At 45.8% G+C, this 20,631-nt stretch carries 13 protein-coding genes and 1 pseudogene; 7 read left to right on the top strand and 7 right to left on the bottom strand.

What is annotated here, in order from left to right; all coding sequences use genetic code 11:
• Nucleotides 1-473: 473 nt before the first annotated feature.
• Nucleotides 474-2,798 carry a replication restart helicase PriA gene (gene priA, locus JCM15124_RS04580; protein ID WP_024998485.1) on the bottom strand — a complete coding sequence of 775 codons (2,325 nt, stop codon included), beginning with the start codon at nucleotides 2,796-2,798 and terminating at the stop codon, nucleotides 474-476.
• Nucleotides 2,798-4,849, bottom strand: coding sequence for an HD family phosphohydrolase (locus tag JCM15124_RS04575; RefSeq protein ID WP_024998484.1), 2,052 nt, complete (start codon nucleotides 4,847-4,849; stop codon nucleotides 2,798-2,800). The genes priA and JCM15124_RS04575 overlap by 1 nt, the downstream gene beginning before the upstream one ends.
• A 238-nt stretch (nucleotides 4,850-5,087) precedes the next feature.
• Here JCM15124_RS04575 and gltX point away from each other — a divergent pair, with 238 nt between their 5' ends.
• The 4 genes and pseudogenes from gltX to trpS all read left to right on the top strand — a co-directional run bounded on the left by gltX (nucleotide 5,088) and on the right by trpS (nucleotide 9,579).
• The gene (gltX, locus tag JCM15124_RS04565) at nucleotides 5,088-6,605 is read left to right on the top strand and encodes a glutamate--tRNA ligase (RefSeq protein WP_024998482.1); all 1,518 of its coding nucleotides are present in this window, start codon (nucleotides 5,088-5,090) and stop codon (nucleotides 6,603-6,605) included.
• A gap of 36 nt (nucleotides 6,606-6,641) precedes the next feature.
• Nucleotides 6,642-7,903: pseudogene (locus JCM15124_RS13270) on the top strand (3-deoxy-D-manno-octulosonic acid transferase).
• Complete coding sequence (locus JCM15124_RS04555) at nucleotides 7,900-8,397, top strand: DnaJ-like cysteine-rich domain-containing protein (RefSeq protein ID WP_024998481.1); 498 nt, start codon at nucleotides 7,900-7,902, stop codon at nucleotides 8,395-8,397. The pseudogene JCM15124_RS13270 and the gene JCM15124_RS04555 overlap by 4 nt, the downstream one beginning before the upstream one ends.
• A gap of 84 nt (nucleotides 8,398-8,481) precedes the next feature.
• Complete coding sequence (gene trpS / locus JCM15124_RS04550; RefSeq protein ID WP_024998480.1) at nucleotides 8,482-9,579, top strand: tryptophan--tRNA ligase; 1,098 nt, start codon at nucleotides 8,482-8,484, stop codon at nucleotides 9,577-9,579.
• A gap of 470 nt (nucleotides 9,580-10,049) precedes the next feature.
• Here the strand turns inward: trpS and JCM15124_RS04545 are convergent, their stop codons facing one another.
• Together JCM15124_RS04545 and JCM15124_RS04540 are read right to left on the bottom strand one after the other, a co-directional pair.
• On the bottom strand, nucleotides 10,050-11,222 hold the full coding sequence (locus JCM15124_RS04545) for a MalY/PatB family protein (protein ID WP_024998479.1): 1,173 nt from the start codon (nucleotides 11,220-11,222) through the stop codon (nucleotides 10,050-10,052).
• A gap of 18 nt (nucleotides 11,223-11,240) precedes the next feature.
• Nucleotides 11,241-12,083 (bottom strand): DUF3737 family protein, encoded by an 843-nt coding sequence (locus JCM15124_RS04540; protein ID WP_024998478.1) that lies wholly within the window; start codon nucleotides 12,081-12,083, stop codon nucleotides 11,241-11,243.
• Nucleotides 12,084-12,376: 293 nt separating this feature from the next.
• On the opposite strand from JCM15124_RS04540, the gene JCM15124_RS04535 reads away from it, so the two are divergent.
• The 3 genes from JCM15124_RS04535 to JCM15124_RS04525 are packed head-to-tail and all read left to right on the top strand — an operon-like array spanning nucleotide 12,377 to nucleotide 16,569.
• Nucleotides 12,377-12,925: an RNA polymerase sigma-70 factor gene (locus JCM15124_RS04535; RefSeq protein WP_024998477.1), complete on the top strand. Its 549-nt coding sequence runs from the start codon at nucleotides 12,377-12,379 to the stop codon at nucleotides 12,923-12,925.
• Entirely contained in the window at nucleotides 12,922-13,860 is a 939-nt protein-coding gene (locus JCM15124_RS04530; RefSeq protein WP_024998476.1) for a FecR family protein, read from the top strand. Before JCM15124_RS04535 ends, JCM15124_RS04530 begins: the two co-directional genes overlap by 4 nt.
• 18 nt (nucleotides 13,861-13,878) lie before the next feature.
• Nucleotides 13,879-16,569, top strand: coding sequence for a TonB-dependent receptor (locus tag JCM15124_RS04525; protein ID WP_024998475.1), 2,691 nt, complete (start codon nucleotides 13,879-13,881; stop codon nucleotides 16,567-16,569).
• Between the two features lie 551 nt (nucleotides 16,570-17,120).
• Here the strand turns inward: JCM15124_RS04525 and JCM15124_RS04520 are convergent.
• The 3 genes from JCM15124_RS04520 to porM form a co-directional block, all read right to left on the bottom strand.
• Entirely contained in the window at nucleotides 17,121-17,741 is a 621-nt protein-coding gene (locus tag JCM15124_RS04520) for a porin family protein (protein WP_024998474.1), read from the bottom strand.
• 98 nt (nucleotides 17,742-17,839) lie between these two features.
• Nucleotides 17,840-18,889, bottom strand: coding sequence for a type IX secretion system ring subunit PorN/GldN (gene porN, locus JCM15124_RS04515; RefSeq protein WP_024998473.1), 1,050 nt, complete (start codon nucleotides 18,887-18,889; stop codon nucleotides 17,840-17,842).
• A 77-nt stretch (nucleotides 18,890-18,966) separates the two neighbouring features.
• Nucleotides 18,967-20,556: a type IX secretion system motor protein PorM/GldM gene (gene porM / locus JCM15124_RS04510; protein ID WP_024998472.1), complete on the bottom strand. Its 1,590-nt coding sequence runs from the start codon at nucleotides 20,554-20,556 to the stop codon at nucleotides 18,967-18,969.
• Nucleotides 20,557-20,631 lie beyond the last annotated feature (75 nt).

Genomic DNA, 20,631 nt, shown 5'->3' with positions numbered 1-20,631 from the left:
CGTTTCGCTTTCTGTAAACACTCCGTAACGGCTTTTGTCGTAACTCCGTTACGATGATTGTCGTAACTCCGTTGCGACGATTGCCGTAACTCCGTTGCGATGATTGCCGTAACTCCGTTGCGATGATTGCCGTAACTCCGTTGCGATAATTGCCATAACTCCGTTGCGACTTTGACGGTTATTTAAAGGCGAACTGTCGCCGAACTTACGTTACGCAAAAGTATGGACTCTGTGTGAAAACAGCTCCGGTTTTGTAAGGATAATTCCCTTAAAAAGCGAGAGCTACGCTTCGGCACTGCGAAAGCGGCTGTTTTGCAACGCAAAACCTACGGTTTTACCGTGCAAAACAGCCGCTTTTGGAATGCAAAACAATAGGTTTTGCAAAGCGTTGGTAACAAGAATGTTACGCAACAGCTACACGCGTGAAAAACATTTACATACTTCCCACCGTTTTCTTGCTTGTATAATTCGGTTTACAATGGGTCTATATCGTAATAGACAGTGAGTGCGCCATAGCGTTTTTCCTTTATCATGGCGTCCTTCATCGTGCGCAAATATTGCTTCGCCAGCTTGTAGTCGAGTCCGTTTTCAAGTTTCAGGATAATCTTTCGTATATGCAACGTCTTCACCCGCGCTACCGATGGCTTGTCGGGACCGAGCACACGGTCGCCAAAAATCTCACGAAGTCGGGAGCCAAATTCAAGACTTGCCGAGTTCACCGTGTCGTCGCTGCGATGTTTCAAGTATATATATATAAGGTGGAAGAAGGGCGGATAACGAAAGGCGGCACGCTCTTCGAGCAACGATGCGTAGAAAGTAGCATAGTCGTGCCTTACTACTTGGCGGATTACGGGCAGTTCAGGGCTCTTCGTCTGTAAGATAACCCGCCCTTGTTTGCCTTTCCGCCCTGCCCTTCCGCTCACTTGCGCCATCATTGTAAAGGCGTGTTCGTAAGCCCGAAAATCGGGATAGTTCAGCATATTGTCGGCATCGAGTATGCCAACAACCGACACACGGTCGAAGTCCAAGCCCTTTGAAACCATCTGTGTGCCTATCAGAAGGTTTGTTTTTCCTGCCGAGAAATCGGTTATCAGTCGTTCGTAGGCGTTCTTCGTGCGCGTCGTGTCCAAGTCCATACGTGCCACACGCGCATCGGGAAATAAGTTCATTATCTCGTCTTCTATCTTTTCTGTTCCGTAGCCACGCCCTTTTATGTCTTTGCTCTCGCAACTTGGACACTGTTCGGGCACTCGTTCGGTGTAGCCGCAATAGTGGCAGGTAAGCAAGTTCATATTCTTGTGGTGTGTCAGCGACACATCGCAGTTGGGACATCGTGGCACCCAGCCGCAGACGTGGCACTCTACCATAGGGGCAAACCCGCGCCTGTTCTGGAACAAGATGGCTTGTTCGCCACGCTGCAATGCCTCGCGGACGGCGGAAAGCAAGTGCGGAGAGAACAGTCCCGACATCATCTTGCGACGCCGAAGGTCTTTCACGTCCACCACTTCAATGGCAGGCAGCTGAATATCCTTATACCGTTGCGACAAGGAAACGAGCCCATACTTGCCCAGCTGTGCGTTTCGGTAGCTTTCGGCAGACGGTGTGGCAGTGCCCAGCAGCGTTTTTGCCCCATACATCTGCGCCAGAACAATGGCTGCCGAGCGTGCGTGGTAGCGTGGCGCAGGGTCTTGTTGTTTGAAACTTGTTTCGTGTTCTTCGTCGATAATCACCAGTCCGAGACGTTGGAAAGGCAGGAACACGGCACTTCGCGCACCGAGCATAACATCGTAAGGCGTGGCGGAAAGTTGCTTTTTCCATATTTCCACACGCTCGTCGTCGTTGTATCGGCTATGATAAATGCCGAGCTTGTTGCCAAAAACACGGCGAAGGCGGTCGGTCATCTGCACCGTCAGTGCTATTTCGGGCAACAAATACAACACCTGCTTGTGTTCTTGAAGGGCTTTCAGAATAAGATGTATGTAGATTTCGGTCTTACCCGACGAGGTAACACCGTGGAGAAGGGTTACGTTGTGCGACATCATCTGCAACAACAACTTATCGTAGGCGGTGCTTTGGGCTTCGTTCAGCGGGTGTATGGCGTTAGGTTGCACCTCGCCATAGCTGTTGTTCAGTCGTCCCACTTCCTTACGATAGGTTTGCAAGATGCCCTTTGAAATGAGTCCGCGCAATACCGCTGCCGTGCAATGGCTTTCGTTCATAAGTTCTTCTTGCGACACCGTTTTGAGCTTGCAGCCCTCGTTGTCGGCACTTTGCGTTGCGTCGATGGTTGCCAATTCGGGAGTATCGGCAATACCACTCAGTTGCAAATAGGTTGTCAGCACATTCAGTTGCTTTGCCACACGAGTAAGACTGTCGAGCGCAATGTGCAGTTCGCGCTTGCCTCGGAACTGTTTTCCCAAGCAAACATACACCTCGGTGCGGGGCTTGTAAGCATCTTCTGCCTTCAGTCCGGAGGGCAATGCCGCCTTGTAGACATCGCCGAGGGGCGACATATAGTAGTCGGCTATCCAGTGCCACAGTTGCAATTGCTGCGGAAGCAATACGGGCGTATCGTCGAGGACAGAAAGAATGCACTTGTATTCCACCGTTCCATCGGTCTCGCTCTTGCAAGGTTGGTCGGTAGGAGCAGCGTTGCAAATGCCGATATACGTCTTTATCTTGCCGAACGGAACAAGCAAACGCACGCCCGGCACTACCTTTTCGAGCAGCGCATCGGGCACGCCATAAGTGAAAGTTCCCTCAAGTGGAAGTGGTAAAATTACTTCAACGTATTTCACTACGACTTCAATTCAGGATACTGGATACGTGTATGGTAGATTGACTTCAAACGTTCGATAAGCACTTGCTTTGCTATACTTACGTCGCGGAATGTAATCGGGCAGTCGGTAAAGAAGCCTTCAGCCATCTGCGCGTCGATAAGTTTGTTCACCAAGTTGCTTATACTCTCCTCGGTGTACTCCGGAAGCGAGCGCGAAGCAGCCTCAACGGTATCGCACATCATCAGTATGGCTTGCTCACGCGTCCACGGATTAGGACCGGGATAGCGGAATGGTGCTTCGTCTACTTCCTCGTCGGGGTGCGCATTCTTATAGTTGATATAGAAATACTTCACCAATCCCATTCCGTGGTGGGTGGTAATAAAGGCTTTAATGATATTGGGCAGATTGTGTTTCTCTGCCAATCGAAGTCCTTCCGTAACGTGTCCGATAATGATTTTTGCACTTTCCAAGTCGGAAATCTTATCGTGTGGGTTTACACCAACTTGGTTTTCGGTAAAGAAAACAGGATTAACCATCTTGCCAATATCATGGTAAAGCGCACCTGTACGGACGAGTTGCCCCTTTGCGTGTATCTTGCTGGCAATCTCGACACCAAGGTTGCCCACCGTAATGGAGTGTTGGAAAGTTCCCGGAGCTACTTCGCTCAGTCGGCGCAACAACTCGTTGTTGGTGTTGGAAAGCTCGAACATGGTTACCGTAGATATGAAACCGAAGAGCTTTTCAATAATCAACATCAACGGATAAGTAAAGAGAAGGAGGAAGCCATTGACGCCAATGTGATAGTACATAGAACTATCGAGCTTCGAGAAGTCGTCCGTCTGTATGAGCTGGAGTGCCAAATAGACAGCTGCCGAACCTAACGTAACGAGCAAAGCCGTAAGAAATATCTGACTGCGTTTCGACAATTCGCGCAACGAAAATATGGCGATAAGACCTGCAACCAACTGAACAACTATAAATTCGTATTGATAACGCACGGCAACGGCAGAAAGCAAAATCATGATAACATAGGAATTGAACGCCGTTCGAGAGTCCATGAACACACGAACGAAGACAGCTGCCATTGCGAAAGGTACGATATAAACACTCAAAATATTGTACTTTATCATCAAAGAAGTTATTGTGGGGAAGATGATAAACAAGGCATACAGGAACGAAATAGAGCGCGGCTTCTCAAAATAGTCCTTGCGGAAGAGAGCCATATAAAGCGTAAACAACACGATAAGTATGAAAACGTAAAGCGATTGCCCAAGTAAAGTGGACGTAATTTGGTCTTTCGTTTCGTTTCGCTTCTCGTTTGCCTGTTCAAACGAGGAAAGAACACGATAGGTTTTCGCATCTACAATATCGCCACGGTCTATAATTCGCTGTCCTTCGAGCACCATACCGGAAGCCTGCGGAATAAGACTGAGCATATCGTTCATTTCGCTTTCACTGCGTTCCTTGTCGTAAACAAGGTTAGGCTCTATATATTCGTTAAGATTGCACTGCTGCAATACGGAACGTTTGGCACTCAACAGCTGTGTGGCGAAAAGGTTTTCGTAAGCACCAAGCGTTGTAAAGAGTTGTCCGACAGGCTTGCTTATAGCTTGTTTGCCCACTACGACGTGTACAACATTGCTGCTGTCTTTCATTAAAGAGGCGAAATTGGCAGAATTGATAATGCCTGTTTCATAGAGTTCGTGCAGTCTTTGCGCCACAATATTGACATATTCAAGTGGTAAACCCGGTATGCCGTCTTTGTAATCTTTGCGGAATTGGGCTATTTTCGCCTTTCCAATATTTTCATTTAGATTGAAATAAGGAACGAAATTCTTCATCAACGAATCGCGTTCGCTCTTCAATGTCTCTTCACTTTTAAAGATTGGGAAGTCGAACTTGGCGATAAGCTGCTCATACAGCCACGGTTTTCCTTCATCGTAGTGGTACATTTTGCCCTGTGAACGTGGCAACACGGCAATAATAATCGCTGTGGTAATCAGCACCAATATAATTCTTGCGGCGTAACTACGCCACACAAGGTTGTCGGGATTGGTAAATTTTATCATCTCTATTCTTCGTTTTGTGGATACATTGCAATGCTTGCACGAGGCATTTCACCCGCTGTCGCAATTCCATTCTTATCGAATTGAAAAAGTATCGCAGTACAATAAAATCTTCCACATTTATCACTTGGGAGACAAGACCTATCCTTGCCCCATTCTTTTATCAATATGCGAAAATACAAAAAAAAAGCCTTATAGTCGAAAAAAAACAGTAATTTTGCACAAAATTTTAATTTAAGCAATGGCAGAAAGAAAAGTAAGAGTACGCTTTGCGCCCAGTCCTACCGGACCGTTGCATATTGGTGGCGTACGTACAGCATTGTATAACTACCTCTTTGCGCGTCAGCATGGAGGCGAAATGGTATTCAGAATCGAGGATACAGACTCAAATCGTTTTGTTCCCGGTGCAGAAGAATACATCATAGAGGCATTTGAATGGCTGGGAATAAAGTTCGACGAGGGTGTAACCTTCGGCGGCGAGCATGGCCCGTACCGCCAAAGCGAACGCCGCGACATCTATAAGACGTATGTAAACCGGCTTTTAGATGAAGGAAAAGCATACATTGCATTCGACACACCTGAAGAATTGGAAGCTAAACGTAACGAGATTGCAAACTTCCAGTACGACGCTCGCACCCGTATGCAGATGCGCAACTCGCTCACGCTTGCGAAAGAAGAAGTTGAAAAGCTCATTGAAGACGGCGAACAGTATGTTGTTCGCTTCAAGATAGAACCGGGAACAGATGTTCACGTAGACGATATGATTCGGGGAGATGTGTGCATCAAGACCGACATACTCGACGATAAGGTGCTTTATAAGAGTGCCGACGAGTTGCCGACCTACCATCTTGCCAACATCGTGGACGACCATTTAATGGAGATAAGTCATGTTATCCGTGGCGAAGAATGGCTGCCAAGCGCACCTTTGCATGTTCTTTTGTACCGTGCTTTCGGTTGGGAAGACACCATGCCGCGCTTTGCTCACCTTCCTTTATTGCTGAAACCGGAAGGCAAAGGCAAGCTCAGCAAGCGCGATGGCGACCGTTTGGGCTTCCCTGTGTTCCCATTGGAGTGGCAAGACCCTAAGACCGAAGAGGTTAGTTCAGGTTATAGAGAAAGCGGATACTTCCCCGAAGCTGTTGTAAACTTCCTCGCTCTCTTGGGCTGGAACCCGGGAACAGAGCAGGAACTCTTTACACTCGACGAACTCGTGCAGGCTTTCGACATCACAAAATGTTCAAAAAGCGGTGCTAAGTTCGATTATCAGAAGTGCATTTGGTTCAATCACGAGTATATATTGCACAAGAGCGACGAAGAGATAGCAAACCTTTTTGCACCTATCGTAGCAAATAACGGTGTGGACGCAACGATGAAACAAGTTACGGAAGTGGTTCACATGATGAAAGACCGTGTAGATTTTGTGCACGAACTCTGGAATCTTTGCTCGTTCTTCTTTATTCCTCCGACCGAATACGATGCAAAAACGGCAAAGAAACGTTGGAAGGAATACTCTGCAAAACAGATGGGTGAGCTTTCTCAAGTGTTAGCCGACATCGACGACTTCAGCGTAGAAGGGCAAGAACCCATCGTTATGAAGTGGGTAGAAGAGAAAGGTTACAAGCTCGGCGATGTAATGAATGCCTTCCGCCTTGCCCTTGTTGGCATCGGCAAAGGTCCGGGAATGTTCGACATTTCGGCTTTCCTCGGCAAAGAAGAAACCTTGCATCGTTTGCACAAAGCCATCGAAGTGTTAGGATAAAACGCGCTATGCAATAATTCGCAAATAAGGATAGCCATGTTATACAATATTATAATGTATGCGTATCAAGCCGGTGTTGCCGTCTACAGTCGCTTCAACGAGAAAGTAAAGAAGATGTGGACGGGCGAGCGTGCTGCCTTTGGCGTACTCAAAAAGCAGGTAGACCCGAACGCAAAATACATTTGGTTTCATGCTGCTTCCTTAGGCGAATTCGAGCAGGGACGCCCGCTTATCGAGAAGATAAAGAAAGAACACCCCGATTACAAAATACTCCTAACGTTCTTTTCGCCCTCCGGATACGAGGTGAGAAAGAACTATGAGCAGGCTGACATCGTAACTTATCTGCCCATCGACACCGTGGCGAACGCACGAAAGTTCTTGCGCACGGTGCGTCCCATAATGGCTTTCTTCATTAAATACGAGTTTTGGTACAACTATTTGCACATATTGCGCCATCGCAACATACCCGTTTACAGCGTCTCGAGCATTTTCCGCCCCGACCAAATCTTCTTCAGACCTTACGGAAAGCAGTATGCTGCCGTGCTGAAATGCTTCTCTCACTTCTTCGTACAGAACGATTTGAGCAAAGAACTTTTGGCTAAAATCGGCATAAACGACGTTACTGTTGTGGGCGACACACGCTTCGACCGCGTATTGCAGATAAAAGAAGCCTGCAAACACTTACCATTGGTAGAAAAGTTTATAGGTTACGACGAAACAAAGTCTGCCGAAGGCAACACCGAAAAGCAGCGTCCTGTGTTCGTGGCAGGGTCTTCTTGGCTGCCCGACGAAGAGATTTTCATAAAATACTTCAACGAGCACAACGATTGGAAGCTCATTATTGCGCCCCACGTTATCGCTGAAAGCCATCTGCAACAGATATTACAGCTGCTGAAAGGAAAGAAAACAGTGCTCTATACAGAAGCTGCCGAAGCAGAAATTGCCGATGCCGACGTACTCGTTATAAACTGCTTTGGTCTGCTATCGTCGATTTACCATTATGGCGACGTAGCTACGTAGGCGGAGGTTTCGGCGTTGGCATTCACAACGTGCTGGAAGCGGCAGTCTGGGCTATGCCCGTCGTCTTCGGTCCAAACAACAAACGCTTTGCCGAAGCGCAAGGCTTGCTTGCTTCGGGAGGCGGTTTCGAGGTGAACGACTACGAAACTTTTGCACGAATAATGGAGAAATTCAGTTCCGATAAAGTGCATTTGCAACAAAGCAAAGAAGCTGCCAACAACTATGTAAAGAAGTTATCGGGTGCAACCGATAAAGTTTTTTCAAGCATTAAGTTATGAAATATCAAATAACGTGCGATAATTGCGGTACACAGTTCATTGTAGAGGCCGGCGAAGGACAGGTAATTGAATGCCAATGCCCTCATTGCAACGGTATCATAGAGGTTACACTGCCCATCGTTTCGGGTGCTGCGCCAACCGGTGAGCAGACGTTTGAGCAACCCAACGACTACATTCAGGAACCCATAGAGGGCACATCGCTGAAAACCAACAACCAAACAGTACTCATGGGAGTCATCATTGGCTTGCTGGTCATAGCACTCGGAATAGGTGCTTATTTCCTTTGGCTGCGCCCAAACCCTGCTGCGCCCGAACCAACACCTGTAACGGCAGATACCATTCCATACGAAATGGAACAGGAACCGACAATGGAAGAGTCCATCGACACGGTGGCTGCGCCGAATTTCGATATAGAGGAAGAAGTGCGCGACACGGTGGTTCATCATCGTCGCGAGCAAAAACAAAACAACGACACAACGTTTGTGGACCAATAAACAACAACTGAAAGAAGTACACAACAAGCAAACAAAATAGCAAGATACGCCTGCGTAGCTTGTGCAAAGAAAGGATAAAAAGAAATGGGAAAAATAATTTTGACAGGCGACCGCCCCACCGGCAAGCTGCATCTTGGGCACTATGTCGGTTCGTTACGCCGCCGTGTGGAACTCCAAAACGCCGGCGACTTCGACAAGATGTTTGTATTTATGGCAGACATACAGGCACTTACCGACAATGCAGAAAACCCTGAAAAAATTCGTCAGAACATCATAGAAGTAGCGTTAGACTACCTTTCGGCCGGTCTCGACCCTACGAAATGCACGCTTTTCATACAAAGTCAGATACCCGAAATATCGGAACTTACAACTTTCTTCATGAATCTTGTAAGCGTTAGCCGCATACAGCGCAACCCAACAGTAAAGACCGAGATAAAGATGCGCAACTTCGAGGCAAACATTCCAATGGGTTTCTTCAGCTATCCGGTATCTCAGGCAGCCGACATTGCTACTTTCAAGGCTACCACCGTGCCGGCCGGCGAAGACCAAGAACCGATGGTGGAGGTGGCACGCGAAATTGTTCGCCGTTTCAATCAGATTTATGCGCCGGTGCTGGTAGAGCCTAATATCATGCTCCCCGAAAATGCAACGGCGCGCCGCTTGCCCGGAACCGACGGCAAGGAAAAGATGAGCAAGAGCCTCGGCAACTGCATTTACCTTTCCGACGATGCCGACACAGTATGGCAAAAGGTGAAAGGTATGTACACCGACCCTACCCATTTGAACGTTTCCGACCCCGGACATGTAGAGGGAAACGCCGTGTTTACCTATCTCGACGCATTCTCTACCGATGACGATTTTGCCGAATTTTGGCCGGAATTCAAGACGCTCGACGAGCTGAAAGCTGCCTACACAGCGGGCGGTATCGGCGACATGAAGTGCAAAAAACTGCTCAACAGCGTGTTGAACAAGATGTTAGAGCCTATTCGCAAACGCCGTCAGGAGTTTGAACAAGATATTCCCGAAATCTACAACATCTTGAAAAAGGGTTCTGAGGCAGCACGCGAAACAGCGGCGCAGACCCTCTCGGAGGTGAAGGCAGCCATGCAAATAAACTATTTCGATGACGCTGAACTAATCCGTAGCCAAGCCGAAAGGTTCAAGCAAAAGGCAAATCAGTAGAACTGCTGTGGAGGATTGACTTCCTCTTTATTATGCAATACAAAGACCAAAAATTTACTTTGGTGTTGTAAATATAATTCCGAAAGGAAATGATAATTTCGATTTGACATTGCGAAAGCGGCTCTTTTGGACGGCAAAAGAGCCGCTTTTACGTTGCAAAACCTACGCTTTTGCAATGCGAAACAATAGGTTTTACAACGCATTGACAATTAACAAGTTAAGCAAAAGTTATTCTCTGAAGAAATATTTACAACCTTATCGCCTTTTTCTTGCACATAAAACAAGGTGGAAAATGCAAGGCAACACATAAAAAGTTGGGTATTTCAGAATGTTTAAACAACAAGACTACTTCTCCACACTGTTCCGATTGTTTCCCCAAAACGCAGGTCTGACCTTTACAGAAAACAGCTCCCAAACTTTATACAAGAAGTTTAGGAGCTTTTTTTTATTGTTTCAGAACTACTTCAGCGTTATTCGCAGGTTTTCAACACGTTTACGATGCGTTTCAATCCTTCTTGCAATGTTGCCCGTGGACAAGCAAGGTTGATTCTGATATAGCCCTCGCCATCGTTTTTGCTATATATTACACCACTGTTCACCTGCACTTTTCCTTCACGGAGCAACTTTTCTGTCAGTGCGTTGGCTGTTAAACCACTCTTCCGAATGTCTACCCAAGCCAGATAAGTGCCCTCCAATTTCAAAACTTCATAGCTTGGCAATTCCTTTGCAAAGGTATCTTTGAGCAGTGCATAGTTGTCTGCAATATAAGGCATAAGCTCGTCTATCCAGTCCTCGCTCTCGTTGTAAGCCGCCTCAAGAGCCAACGGACCAAACGGATTTACATCGCATACCTCGAAGATATTGATAGCTCGGTCAATGCGTCGGTACCATTCTTTATCGGCACAGATGATATTGGCAATCTGCAAACCTGCGATGTTGAAGTTCTTGGTAGGCGAATTGAAGACAACACTGTTGCGTTGGCAGTCGGCGTTCACGGTGGCAAACGGTGTGAAAACATAGCCGGGCATTATCAGCTCGCAATGAATTTCGTCGCTTATCACCTTCACATCGTGGCGCATACAAATCTCGTTCATACGTGCCAACTCGTCCTTTGTCCACACACGACCTGCGGGATTGTGGGGGTTGCAAAGCAGAAACAGCGTGGTTTTCTTGTCGGCACACTTCGCTTCAAAGTCGTCCCAATCTACCACATACGTGTTGCCTTCCCGCTTCAGCGGACTTTCCAAGACTCGCGTACCCTGATTGCGAATGCAAGAATAGAAACAATTGTAGACCGGTGTTTGTATCAGCACTTTCTCGCCGGGCATTGCCAAGGCGTGTATGGTTGCACTGATGGCAGGTATTACACCCGTAGTGTAGATTATCCAATCGCGTTCTATCGCCCAATTGTGGCGGCGTTTGAACCAATTTGTTATGGCATCGTAATATCTGTCGCCCACTATGGCATAGCCGAAGACACCGTGTTTGGCACGTTCTTCCACTGCCCGACGAATGGCAGGAGCAGCCAAAAAGTCCATATCTGCCACCCAAAGCGGAATAATTCCGTCTTCTTTTTCCTCGTCCCACTTCACAGAGTTCGTACCACGGCGGTTTACAAGCTCGTCGAAATTATACTTTCCCATAAGTCCTCCTACATTATTCTACTTCTCTTCGATTACGCAATCCTTGCCTTTCGCATATTCGTCGTAAGTTATTTTGCCTACCTTTTCAGCAACAATCCTGCCCGAAATGGGGTTCTTTATTTCGGTAATAGCACCTTTTATCTGTGCGTTTATGTTGCGGCTGTCTTCAAATGCACGGTCGCAGGCAGCATCGAAAGTGCAGTCTTCCAACGTTATGCCATCAAGATAGCACAACGGTTGCTCGCCACTGATATGGCAACGCACGAGTTTCACGTTCTTACTGTGCCACGCAAGATATTCTCCGTTGAGGTCAGAGTCGTACACCGTAACGTTTTCACATTCCCAAAAAGAGTCTTTCGTTACAATTTTTGCATTGTGTACTTCCACGTTTTTGCAATATTGGAATACGTATTTAGCGTCAGAAACAAGTCCGTCCACATACACATTGTTGCAGAACATAAAAGGATAAGTGCCTTCGTGTAGCTCCACATTCTTTATTTTCAGTCCATCAACTTTCCAGAATGTCTCGTCGGCATCGTTTATTTTGACGTTCTCAAGCTCAAGGTTTTTCATCTCACGGAAGAATTTTGGTCCGTCGATGACGCTGTCTTTCATTACCATATCGTTGGCATACCAAATCGCAGAACGCGAACCGGGGGCAAAATAGCAGTTGGTTATAAGGCTCTTGTCTACGTGCCACCAAGGGTATTTGCCATAAAAGCGAGAGTTATGGCACTCTAAATTCTCGCAACACTTAATGCCTGACTCCCCGTCTACAATCTCAATGTTCTCCAAGCGTAAGTTCTTTACGCCAAACAGAGGACGTTCGCCCCCATATTTCTTATCTTTTACTAATTCCATACCTTGGTTTTTATCCTTTTTTAATTATTAGTTTGTTTTATGTATGCAAATATACAAAGAAATAAAGTATTATCCATTGGAAAACATTTAAATAATTTCAGCACAATAATAAATCATGTTAATAAACTGTGAAAAACTAATAGGGGTTTTCAAGTTTATGCTGTTTTAAAAGTGAAAAACAAAGGAAAAATATTTTATAACATAAAAAAGAATGGAAATAAAAGTATTTGCAGTATCTTTGTACTGCCGTTTAGGAGTGGTTAAGACATAGATGTCGGACTCCTTCAAATACAATGAGTGAGAACAGAAAAGAACAATTTAAGCTGCGATTCAAGAAATATTACCCGATGCTATGCAAGATAGCAAACGGTTATATTGCTGACAGAGACGACTGTGAAGACATCGTTCAGACTCTTTTCATAAGCGTGTGGGATAAAGAAAAAGACCGTTTACCCGAAGAAGAAATGCTCGCTTACATGAAAGTAGCCATACGCAACAACTGCTTAACGTTCTTGAACACCAATAAAACATACGAAAAAATATCGCATAACGATAGCACACTGACACTGATTGCAGAAGATTCGGAGAGCGTTGCCACTACCGACTACAAGCAATTGCTGGAGAAAGTGCTGCAGGAAATGCCACCAAAATGCAGAGAAGTATTCACTATGAGCAAACTACAAAAGATGAAATATAAAGAAATTGCTGCACATTTGAATATCTCTGAAAAGACAGTAGAGAACCATATAGGCAAAGCTATTAAGATAATCAGAGCTTACATTGCCGATAATCCTGTTGTTACAACAGTAATACTATTTATATCAATCGCAACAAACTTATGAAAAACTTAATTGAAATAGACGAAATTCTGGGTAAATACTTTGCAGGCGAACCACTTGCAGAGCGAGAAAAGATAGCTTTGATGGCATACCAAAATGCCAACAGAGCAGAATTTGATATACTACGAAACACAATGGTGCAGGTAGAAATAGCACCGACAAACGACTTCGACATAGAAGCAGCGTGGAATAAAATAGAAAACCGACTGGCAGAAAGCACTATACAACGTGCAAAAACACTGCCTTTGCGACAAATATTCAGCATCGCAGCATCGCTTTTACTGCTCATTGGCATAGGCACATTTGTTTATCACCGGTTCGTAAATGCAGCAACAGCACAGTTTGCGAACAACTCTACAATCGAAAATACAGTTACTTTGCCCGACGGATCGAGCGTAACGCTTGCCCCAAAAGCATCATTGACGTTTAAAGAACAAGACGGAGAACGCCTTGCAGCACTTGAAGGGCAAGCCTTCTTCGATGTTAAGCACGGCGAAAACACTTTTGCTGTCGAGGCAGGAAACTTAAAAGTAGAGGTATTGGGTACGTCGTTTACCGTAAATGCTAAACAGAAAGGGGCTGAAAGCGTAGCCGTAACAACAGGGCGCGTACGTGTTATGGCTGACTCGCAAGCCGTTACACTTACCAAAGGCGAAACCGCTGTGCACAGGAATGGCAAGCTGATCGCCAAAAAGCAAAACAATACAAAGGACGATATAAAAGAATTTGTATTCAACAACACTCCTTTGGAAACGGCAATAAAGGAGATTGAGAAAGGAATGGACGTGCGAATAGAAATAGGCAAGGGACTTATAGGCAACAGAATTACAACCAAACTTAGCACCAAGAGTCCCGAAGAAGCAGTAGCCGAGCTGGCAATGCTTTGCAACTGCCAATACGAAATAGTGTCATCTATCCATTTCCGCATGCACAAATAACAAACTAATATGAGATAAATGCCAAGATTGCTTTTATCAATCGTGTTCCTACTTGCCACGATTGTGGCACACGGACAAAATACAGTGGCAGGAGAAGTCATCAGAATAGATGCTTCTTCTGCCACTGTGCATACATGGTTTCAACACATTGAACGTCAAGCAAAGGTTACACTCTCATACAATCCTGCATTAATCGATTTACAACAAAAAGTCAGCATCAACACTTCGGGAAAGATGAAAGTATCGCAACTGCTCGGCATTGTGCTGGCAGAGTACGACTACAACCTTATACCGTTAGCCAATCGTAAGCTGCTTATCCAGATAAAAGGCAAGAAAAGCCCTCCGGAACCCAAACCGGAAACGCCCGTAGAGGACTTTATACTCTCCATTAACACACAGTCTGCAACGGTGGAACAATGGTTCAACCTTATAAAACAACAGGGACGCATCGCCCTCTCCTACCCTTCAGACCGCATCGACCTTACAAGAACGGTGAAGTTTCAGCGTTATGGAAAGATAACGGTGAAGCAACTCATCGCTACTTTGCTGAAAGACTACGAGTATAAACTCATCGCCGGCACAGACAGGCATTTAAAAATTGACATTCAGAAAGCGAAAAGCGTCTTTCTTACAGGTATTGTAGAGGAAGAAGGAACAGGCGAAAAGCTACTCGGTGCTACTGTTCAGATAACCGACGGACAAGGCGTAAAAGCCATGACAGCCACCGACAAAGATGGTGTTTTCTGCCTTATGCTCAATAAAGGAACAAGCAAATTAACTGTTTCCTATATGGGTTATTCACCCTACGAGCAAACACTCGACATACAAGACAATACAAGGAAAAACATCACACTGAAGGTTATACCGTATCAGATAAAGACCGTGCAGGTGCAACAGCGCAAAAGCAAGGAGGAAATGAGCGATGTTGCACCCTCCAATATGGTATCGTTCAGCAATTCCGACCTATTCTCGCAAATACAAATACTGCCAAGTGTATCGCTCGCAAGTGCCAACACCGGCTACAATGTGGCAGGAGGCGGAACCGACGAGAACCTTACATTGCTCGAAGGATTTCCGCTTTACAGTCCCAACCACCTCAATACCTTGCTCCCAATCTTCAATGGCGATGCCATCAAGTCGGTTTCGTTCTACAATGGCTATATACCTACGCAATACGAAGGACGCCTGTCGTCGGTAATGGACGTGAAACTTCGCAACGGCAACAAGAGCAAGTTTGAACACACTGCATCGTTCGATGTAACGGCGGCATCGGCAGTTTCAGAAGGTCCAATCGTCAAGAATAAGCTGTCATACTTGGTGGGTGCGAGGCGAAGTTGGCTCGATTTGTTCGACAAGTATTTCAGTTCTGAAAAGTATTCTACGCACATTTTCAACGATTTCAATGCGAAACTGTCGTGGGACTTGGACTCGGTTACGATGCTGAAACTATCTGTTTACAACTCTAACGACAAGTATAAAGAACCCAACAACGAGTACAAGAATGCGGTTTTGAAGTGGAACACGCAACTTTACACCCTGCAATTCAACACCATTATCAATCGCCGACTCACCAATTCTTCGGCTATAGCATACAGCTACAACAGCAGCAGTGCCGATGCAAAGGCGTTTATACTCCGTGCAGACAAGTCGGTTACCAGCAGTTCGAGGCATTTCTATGCCAACACAGAGTTTACTTACCAACTGAGTTCGAGCTATAAGATAAACTGGGGACTGAAAACCAACTTGGAACAATACGAACTTGCCGGTTTCGGAAAAGGCTTATATAACGTTAAGGAACCCATAAAACAACTGTCGGCATTCTTCGACAATCGCATATTTTTTACGAACCGGCTATATGCACAAGCCGGTTTGCACTATGTGCTGTATGCTCCCAACCACTATCGCAACTATCAAAGCCTGCAACCACGCCTCACGCTGAAGGCGGCTGTAAGCAACAAAAACCTGTTCTACGTTACGTTCCTGCGTATGGAACAATATTTCCACCACGTACTTGTTTCCAATATTTCGGCTCCGTTCGACTTCATTATGCCAAGCATAAAGGGCTTCAAACCTTTAACGGCAACACATTACGAAGTAGGCTGGAAACACTATTTGCCCGCAGGAATTATCGAACTGTCGGCTTACTACAAGCGTCGCAACAACCTGTTGGCAATCCGTCCAAACTCGTTTATAGAGGATAGCCGGTGGGATAAATACATGATGGCAGGCAACGGCGAAAGCTATGGCGTAAACATCTATATGTACAACCGTTGGCGTCGCTTCAACTGGCAGCTTTCATACGGTTTCTCCAAGAGCCGGGAATGGTATGCCGAACTGCCTCAACTCGGCAAAATACCATCGCTGTTCGACCTTCCTCACGAGGTGAATGTCTTCGTTTCATACGATTTCTGCACGCATTCTACGTTCACTGTCGGCGGTACTGTCTATTCAGGCAAGTTCCCTTACGATTCTTTTTACGGCGACGAAAACAACAAACTCGAAACTTTCCGCACGCAGAGAGAACCTACACGCCACCGTATAGATGCCAGCTATGCATTCAGAAAGGAGTTTAAAAACTCTAAACTCTTCCTCCGCTTCGGACTCTACAACATCATCGGCAATCCATCGAAAAACGAACTGTCGTTCAACTTCTCTTATAAACTGAACGGTGGCTGCATTCCTTTCGGTGCGATAACTTATAAATTCTAAATCCTTACCGTTCCTTTTCTCTTGTTATAACAATATAACAAACAGCAATATACGCAGTCTCACGAATTATTTACACGTAAAGAAATATTTCTTTACGTGTAGAAAAATATTTACTTACACGTAAAAAAGAAATTATTTACACGTAAGTAATTCCGTAAACTTACTTTTAACCCCAATCGTTCATTAGGAGGCATTGGCTTATACTTGTTATTCCGGCATGCTTCCTTACCGGTTTCGTCCGCTTACCGGCATCTGCGCAACCATTACATCTCGCCGTAGCCCGCTACGTCTTCGATGAAATGCCGGCACAACTGCTCAACAATCGAACAAAATATCAGTAAAGGTCTCTAATGAGCGATTGGGGTTTAACGAATGCAAACCATTGACAGGTGCAAGGAAAAGGATAGAAAAGACACTTTCAAACCTATATGCGTATGAGGTTTGAAAGTACGAAGAAAAGGGTGTTTTAGAATGTATTGGAAACGAAAAGCGGGTATGCCGAAAGTTCAATTCGGCACACCCGCTTATTTCGTTATGCAATAAAGCGATGCTTAGAAGAAGTAAGCAACAGCTATTTGCCAAGAGTTGTTACGGCTCTTATAGTTTTTAATGGCGTCCGGCACCACTTTGCGAGCCTCTATGTCGGCAGTTTTGCCCATAGCAATGTTGTAGTTTGCACTGATTTGCAAATGGTCCATAAGGGTAACACCAACACCTGCATTCACGCTGAAGTTGCTTTCTTTCAAAGAATAACTGCTACCGTCTGTCCATTTAAAATCTTTGTCGCCAATGTTAATGCCCCATTGCGGACCGGCGAAGAGGAAAGCATTGGCTGTTCCGCCCAAACCAATAGTGTAACGAAGGTTCACGGGAATAGCAATTTGCTGCTGTTTTACCGTCTTTTCCTGCTTTGAAGGGTCGGTAAGTTTTGCCTGACGAAAGTCGTAGAGGGCTGAAGCATCGACGCCCAAGCCTATAATCGGGAGTGTGAACTTAACGGTTGGACCTATAAAGCCACCCATTTGATTTGACTTGTCGAAGACTTCGCTACTAAAGTGCATGTCGGTAACGTTCAATCCACCCTTAATACCAAACTTAACGCCTTGTGCGTTTGCTGAAGTTGAAACAAACAGTCCTAAAGTAAGGAATGCCAATGATAATATTTTTTTCATAACTTAAAGGATTAAAAAAATGCCTAAGCAACCTCAAGATAGAAGCTGCAAAGGCATAACACAACTTATTATTTATATTCTCTCGATTTCATTATCTTCTAATGTCGTTGGCGACGCACGCTGACGCGAGCCGCATTGTTGGACGTTCCGCTCGAAGAACTTGAACGGCGAGACGGGCGGACAGTGGTGGTTTCAGCACTGCGACGTGTGCGCCGAGTGGTTTTCTTTACTGCCTTCACATCTTCTTTCGAGGCAGCAATACTGTCCAAACTATCTCGTTTCTGAGCATCGCCAAAGATGTTCTTTTCAAATGCAAGCAGTTCGTTTTCTATCTTTCGTTGCTCCTTTGTCATGGCAGAATCGGTAGTGCAATACTGCGAAAGCGTTCTGCCGAGCATGTTGTTGGTCTTGTAAATCTTACCTTGGTAGCGGTTCATCGTGAAGTAGTCTTCCACGCTCATGGTAGCAGCATTGTTCAGATTACTCGTCATGATGGTTTGCTTTGAGAGGAATGGTGCCAAGTCGTCGTACTTCACCCAGAACAAAGGATACTTCACTTCGCCGTCGCCAAAGTCATCGGCACGGTACATAATAGGGCAAAGCGCAACGACTTTGCGGTGGAAGGTCGATGTTCCTTGGTCGTAATAGGCACTTTCCTTTAAGTAGTAGCCTTTCACCTCAGCCGATGGAATGTCGCTATTGTCAAGTCGGATACCACGGTCGGTACGTTCGTAGTAAACATGATAGTTGTCCAAGAATTGCAAAGGCTTTATGCGTGCCGAATCGGTAAAGACTTCGTTGCCGTCCATTCGATACTCGTATGCGCTGATTCCACCATTTCGAGGACCCATCATCATAAGTTTAAAGATGTAGCAGAATAGGTTCATCTGCGAGCCAACAGGCTCTGTCGGGTAATACAAGCCCGCATTGGCATCTTCTACAAGGTTGAGTTCACGATAGATGTCGCGACGCCAAACCACATCTTCCTCCATCGGAGCAGAGGTAGGGAATGATATTTGCGCACGCGTTGTTATGGTGTTCGCATTCGAGCGGGTGCCTTGTTGTTGCTCCGCTCTGCGACGAGCAGGCTGGGCAAAGGTGCTTATTGCAGCTGCGGCAACACATACTATCAGGAATATTCGTTTCATTTTCTGTATCTTAAATAATTGTTCGCACTGCGGTTATTATGCCGAAGCAGAACTAATAATTAATCTTCGTTTTATTATTACTGCACTATCACTTCCATGTTTCGTCCGTTGAGCGTACGAGTAGTACCGTCCGGACCGTGAACAACAACATTGGTAATGTAGAAACGCTTGTTGCGGCTGAGGTGGCGGAACTGTTCTTTCTGTTGCGCAGAGAACTGTGAGCCATTGCTTGCCAACGGTACGGCATTACCCATATTGTCGAAGAACACCGTGCGGAAACTTGTTACGCTGAACGGAATGTCGAGCAAACCATCGTCGATGGCAGCATGTATGCCTGAAGCCGACATCAAAGCAGCCTTCGACAGTGCACCGCTCTTGAAGCGGTCAGCCCCCATGGCAATGTAAGGAGCAGGGTCCGGCAACTTACGCACACGGAACTTGTACTCCCCTATCTTTCTTCCCTTTGCCGAAACAGATATGGTTACGGGGTTGCCGACTGACGTTGGACGTGCAACAAACTTACCACCGCCACGCGCAACCAACGAACCGCCCGACATAGAGGCTTGAATATCGTTCTGACCTGTATTTGGAATACTGATGGTTATGGGGTTGTCGAAACCTGCATAAAGCACATTCATCAAGTCGGCAGCTATCGTTGCCACACCTTCAAAAGCCGGTATCTGCTGCATTCCGTCAGGACTAATGTAGCGTTCGGGCTTTGGACCGCCCGTAACCCAATAGTCTTGCTTGAAGTTTCGACGTATTACGTTGCCCGCAAGGTCTTTTATCAACATATAGCCGCTGATGGTATGTTTGCCCGGCGCACCTGCTCTCAGCGTGATTTTATTGCCTCGAATGAGTTGTCCGTTCACATAAACCTGTGGCTGTTGGGTAGAATCGACAGCCCCCATCAGCATTTGTGCCGTAAGAGTTTCGCCCGGATAAAGGCGCGTCTGACTTGGAACAACAAACGCTTGCAGCTTATTCACACGCAAATCTTTCAGTCCTACATTGGCAACGAGGGTGTGAAGGACTTCGCCTTCAGCATAACGAATATCGCTTTGTAGCTTTGAAAGCAAGGTTACGGCAGCTGATGTAGGCATGTTCTCAAACATATACTCCTCCCAATTCTTATTTAACGAATGGTGTGGAACAGCAGTTGAAAGGTTGCTTGCTATGATTTTCTTCTGCAATGGGTCGGTAACAAAGCGGAGAATGCGTTCACGATAGCTGTTTATAGCATCGTAGAGCTTGTGTCCCTGCCCTGTTCCGGGTGCCAACATAACGATTCCTGCAGCTTCAAGGTTCTCTTTATTTCTAATATTTAGTGGGTCGCCATTTTTCCCATCGGCTTCTTTTACAATGTCTATCTTTAATTGCTGTGCATAATTGAAGAGCGAATCGCTCATATTCCGCACCGTTGAAGCCATTGCAAACCATGCTTTCACCTTCTCCGGGTTCTTCTGCATCATCTGCTCAAGCTCATCAAAGATGGCTTTGTTCTCCATAGAAGAGTTTCCCGTAGTACGATTTAAGCTCTCCTCCACAATAGAAAAGCCGTTGAGAACCTCCGTCGAGATGTTCAACGCAAGCATTGCCATGAGGACGACGTACATCAGGTTAATCATCTTCTGGCGTGGGGAAACCTTTCTCTTTATGATTGCCATGTAATATCTTTCTGTTATTATGCCGTTCGTCTGCTGTGTTTACATAACCTATCGGCTATGTTCATATAGCCTATT

Source organism: Prevotella falsenii DSM 22864 = JCM 15124 (assembly GCF_000613945.1).
GTDB lineage: Bacteria > Bacteroidota > Bacteroidia > Bacteroidales > Bacteroidaceae > Prevotella > Prevotella falsenii.
This window is presented reverse-complemented; position numbering and strand designations above follow the sequence as displayed.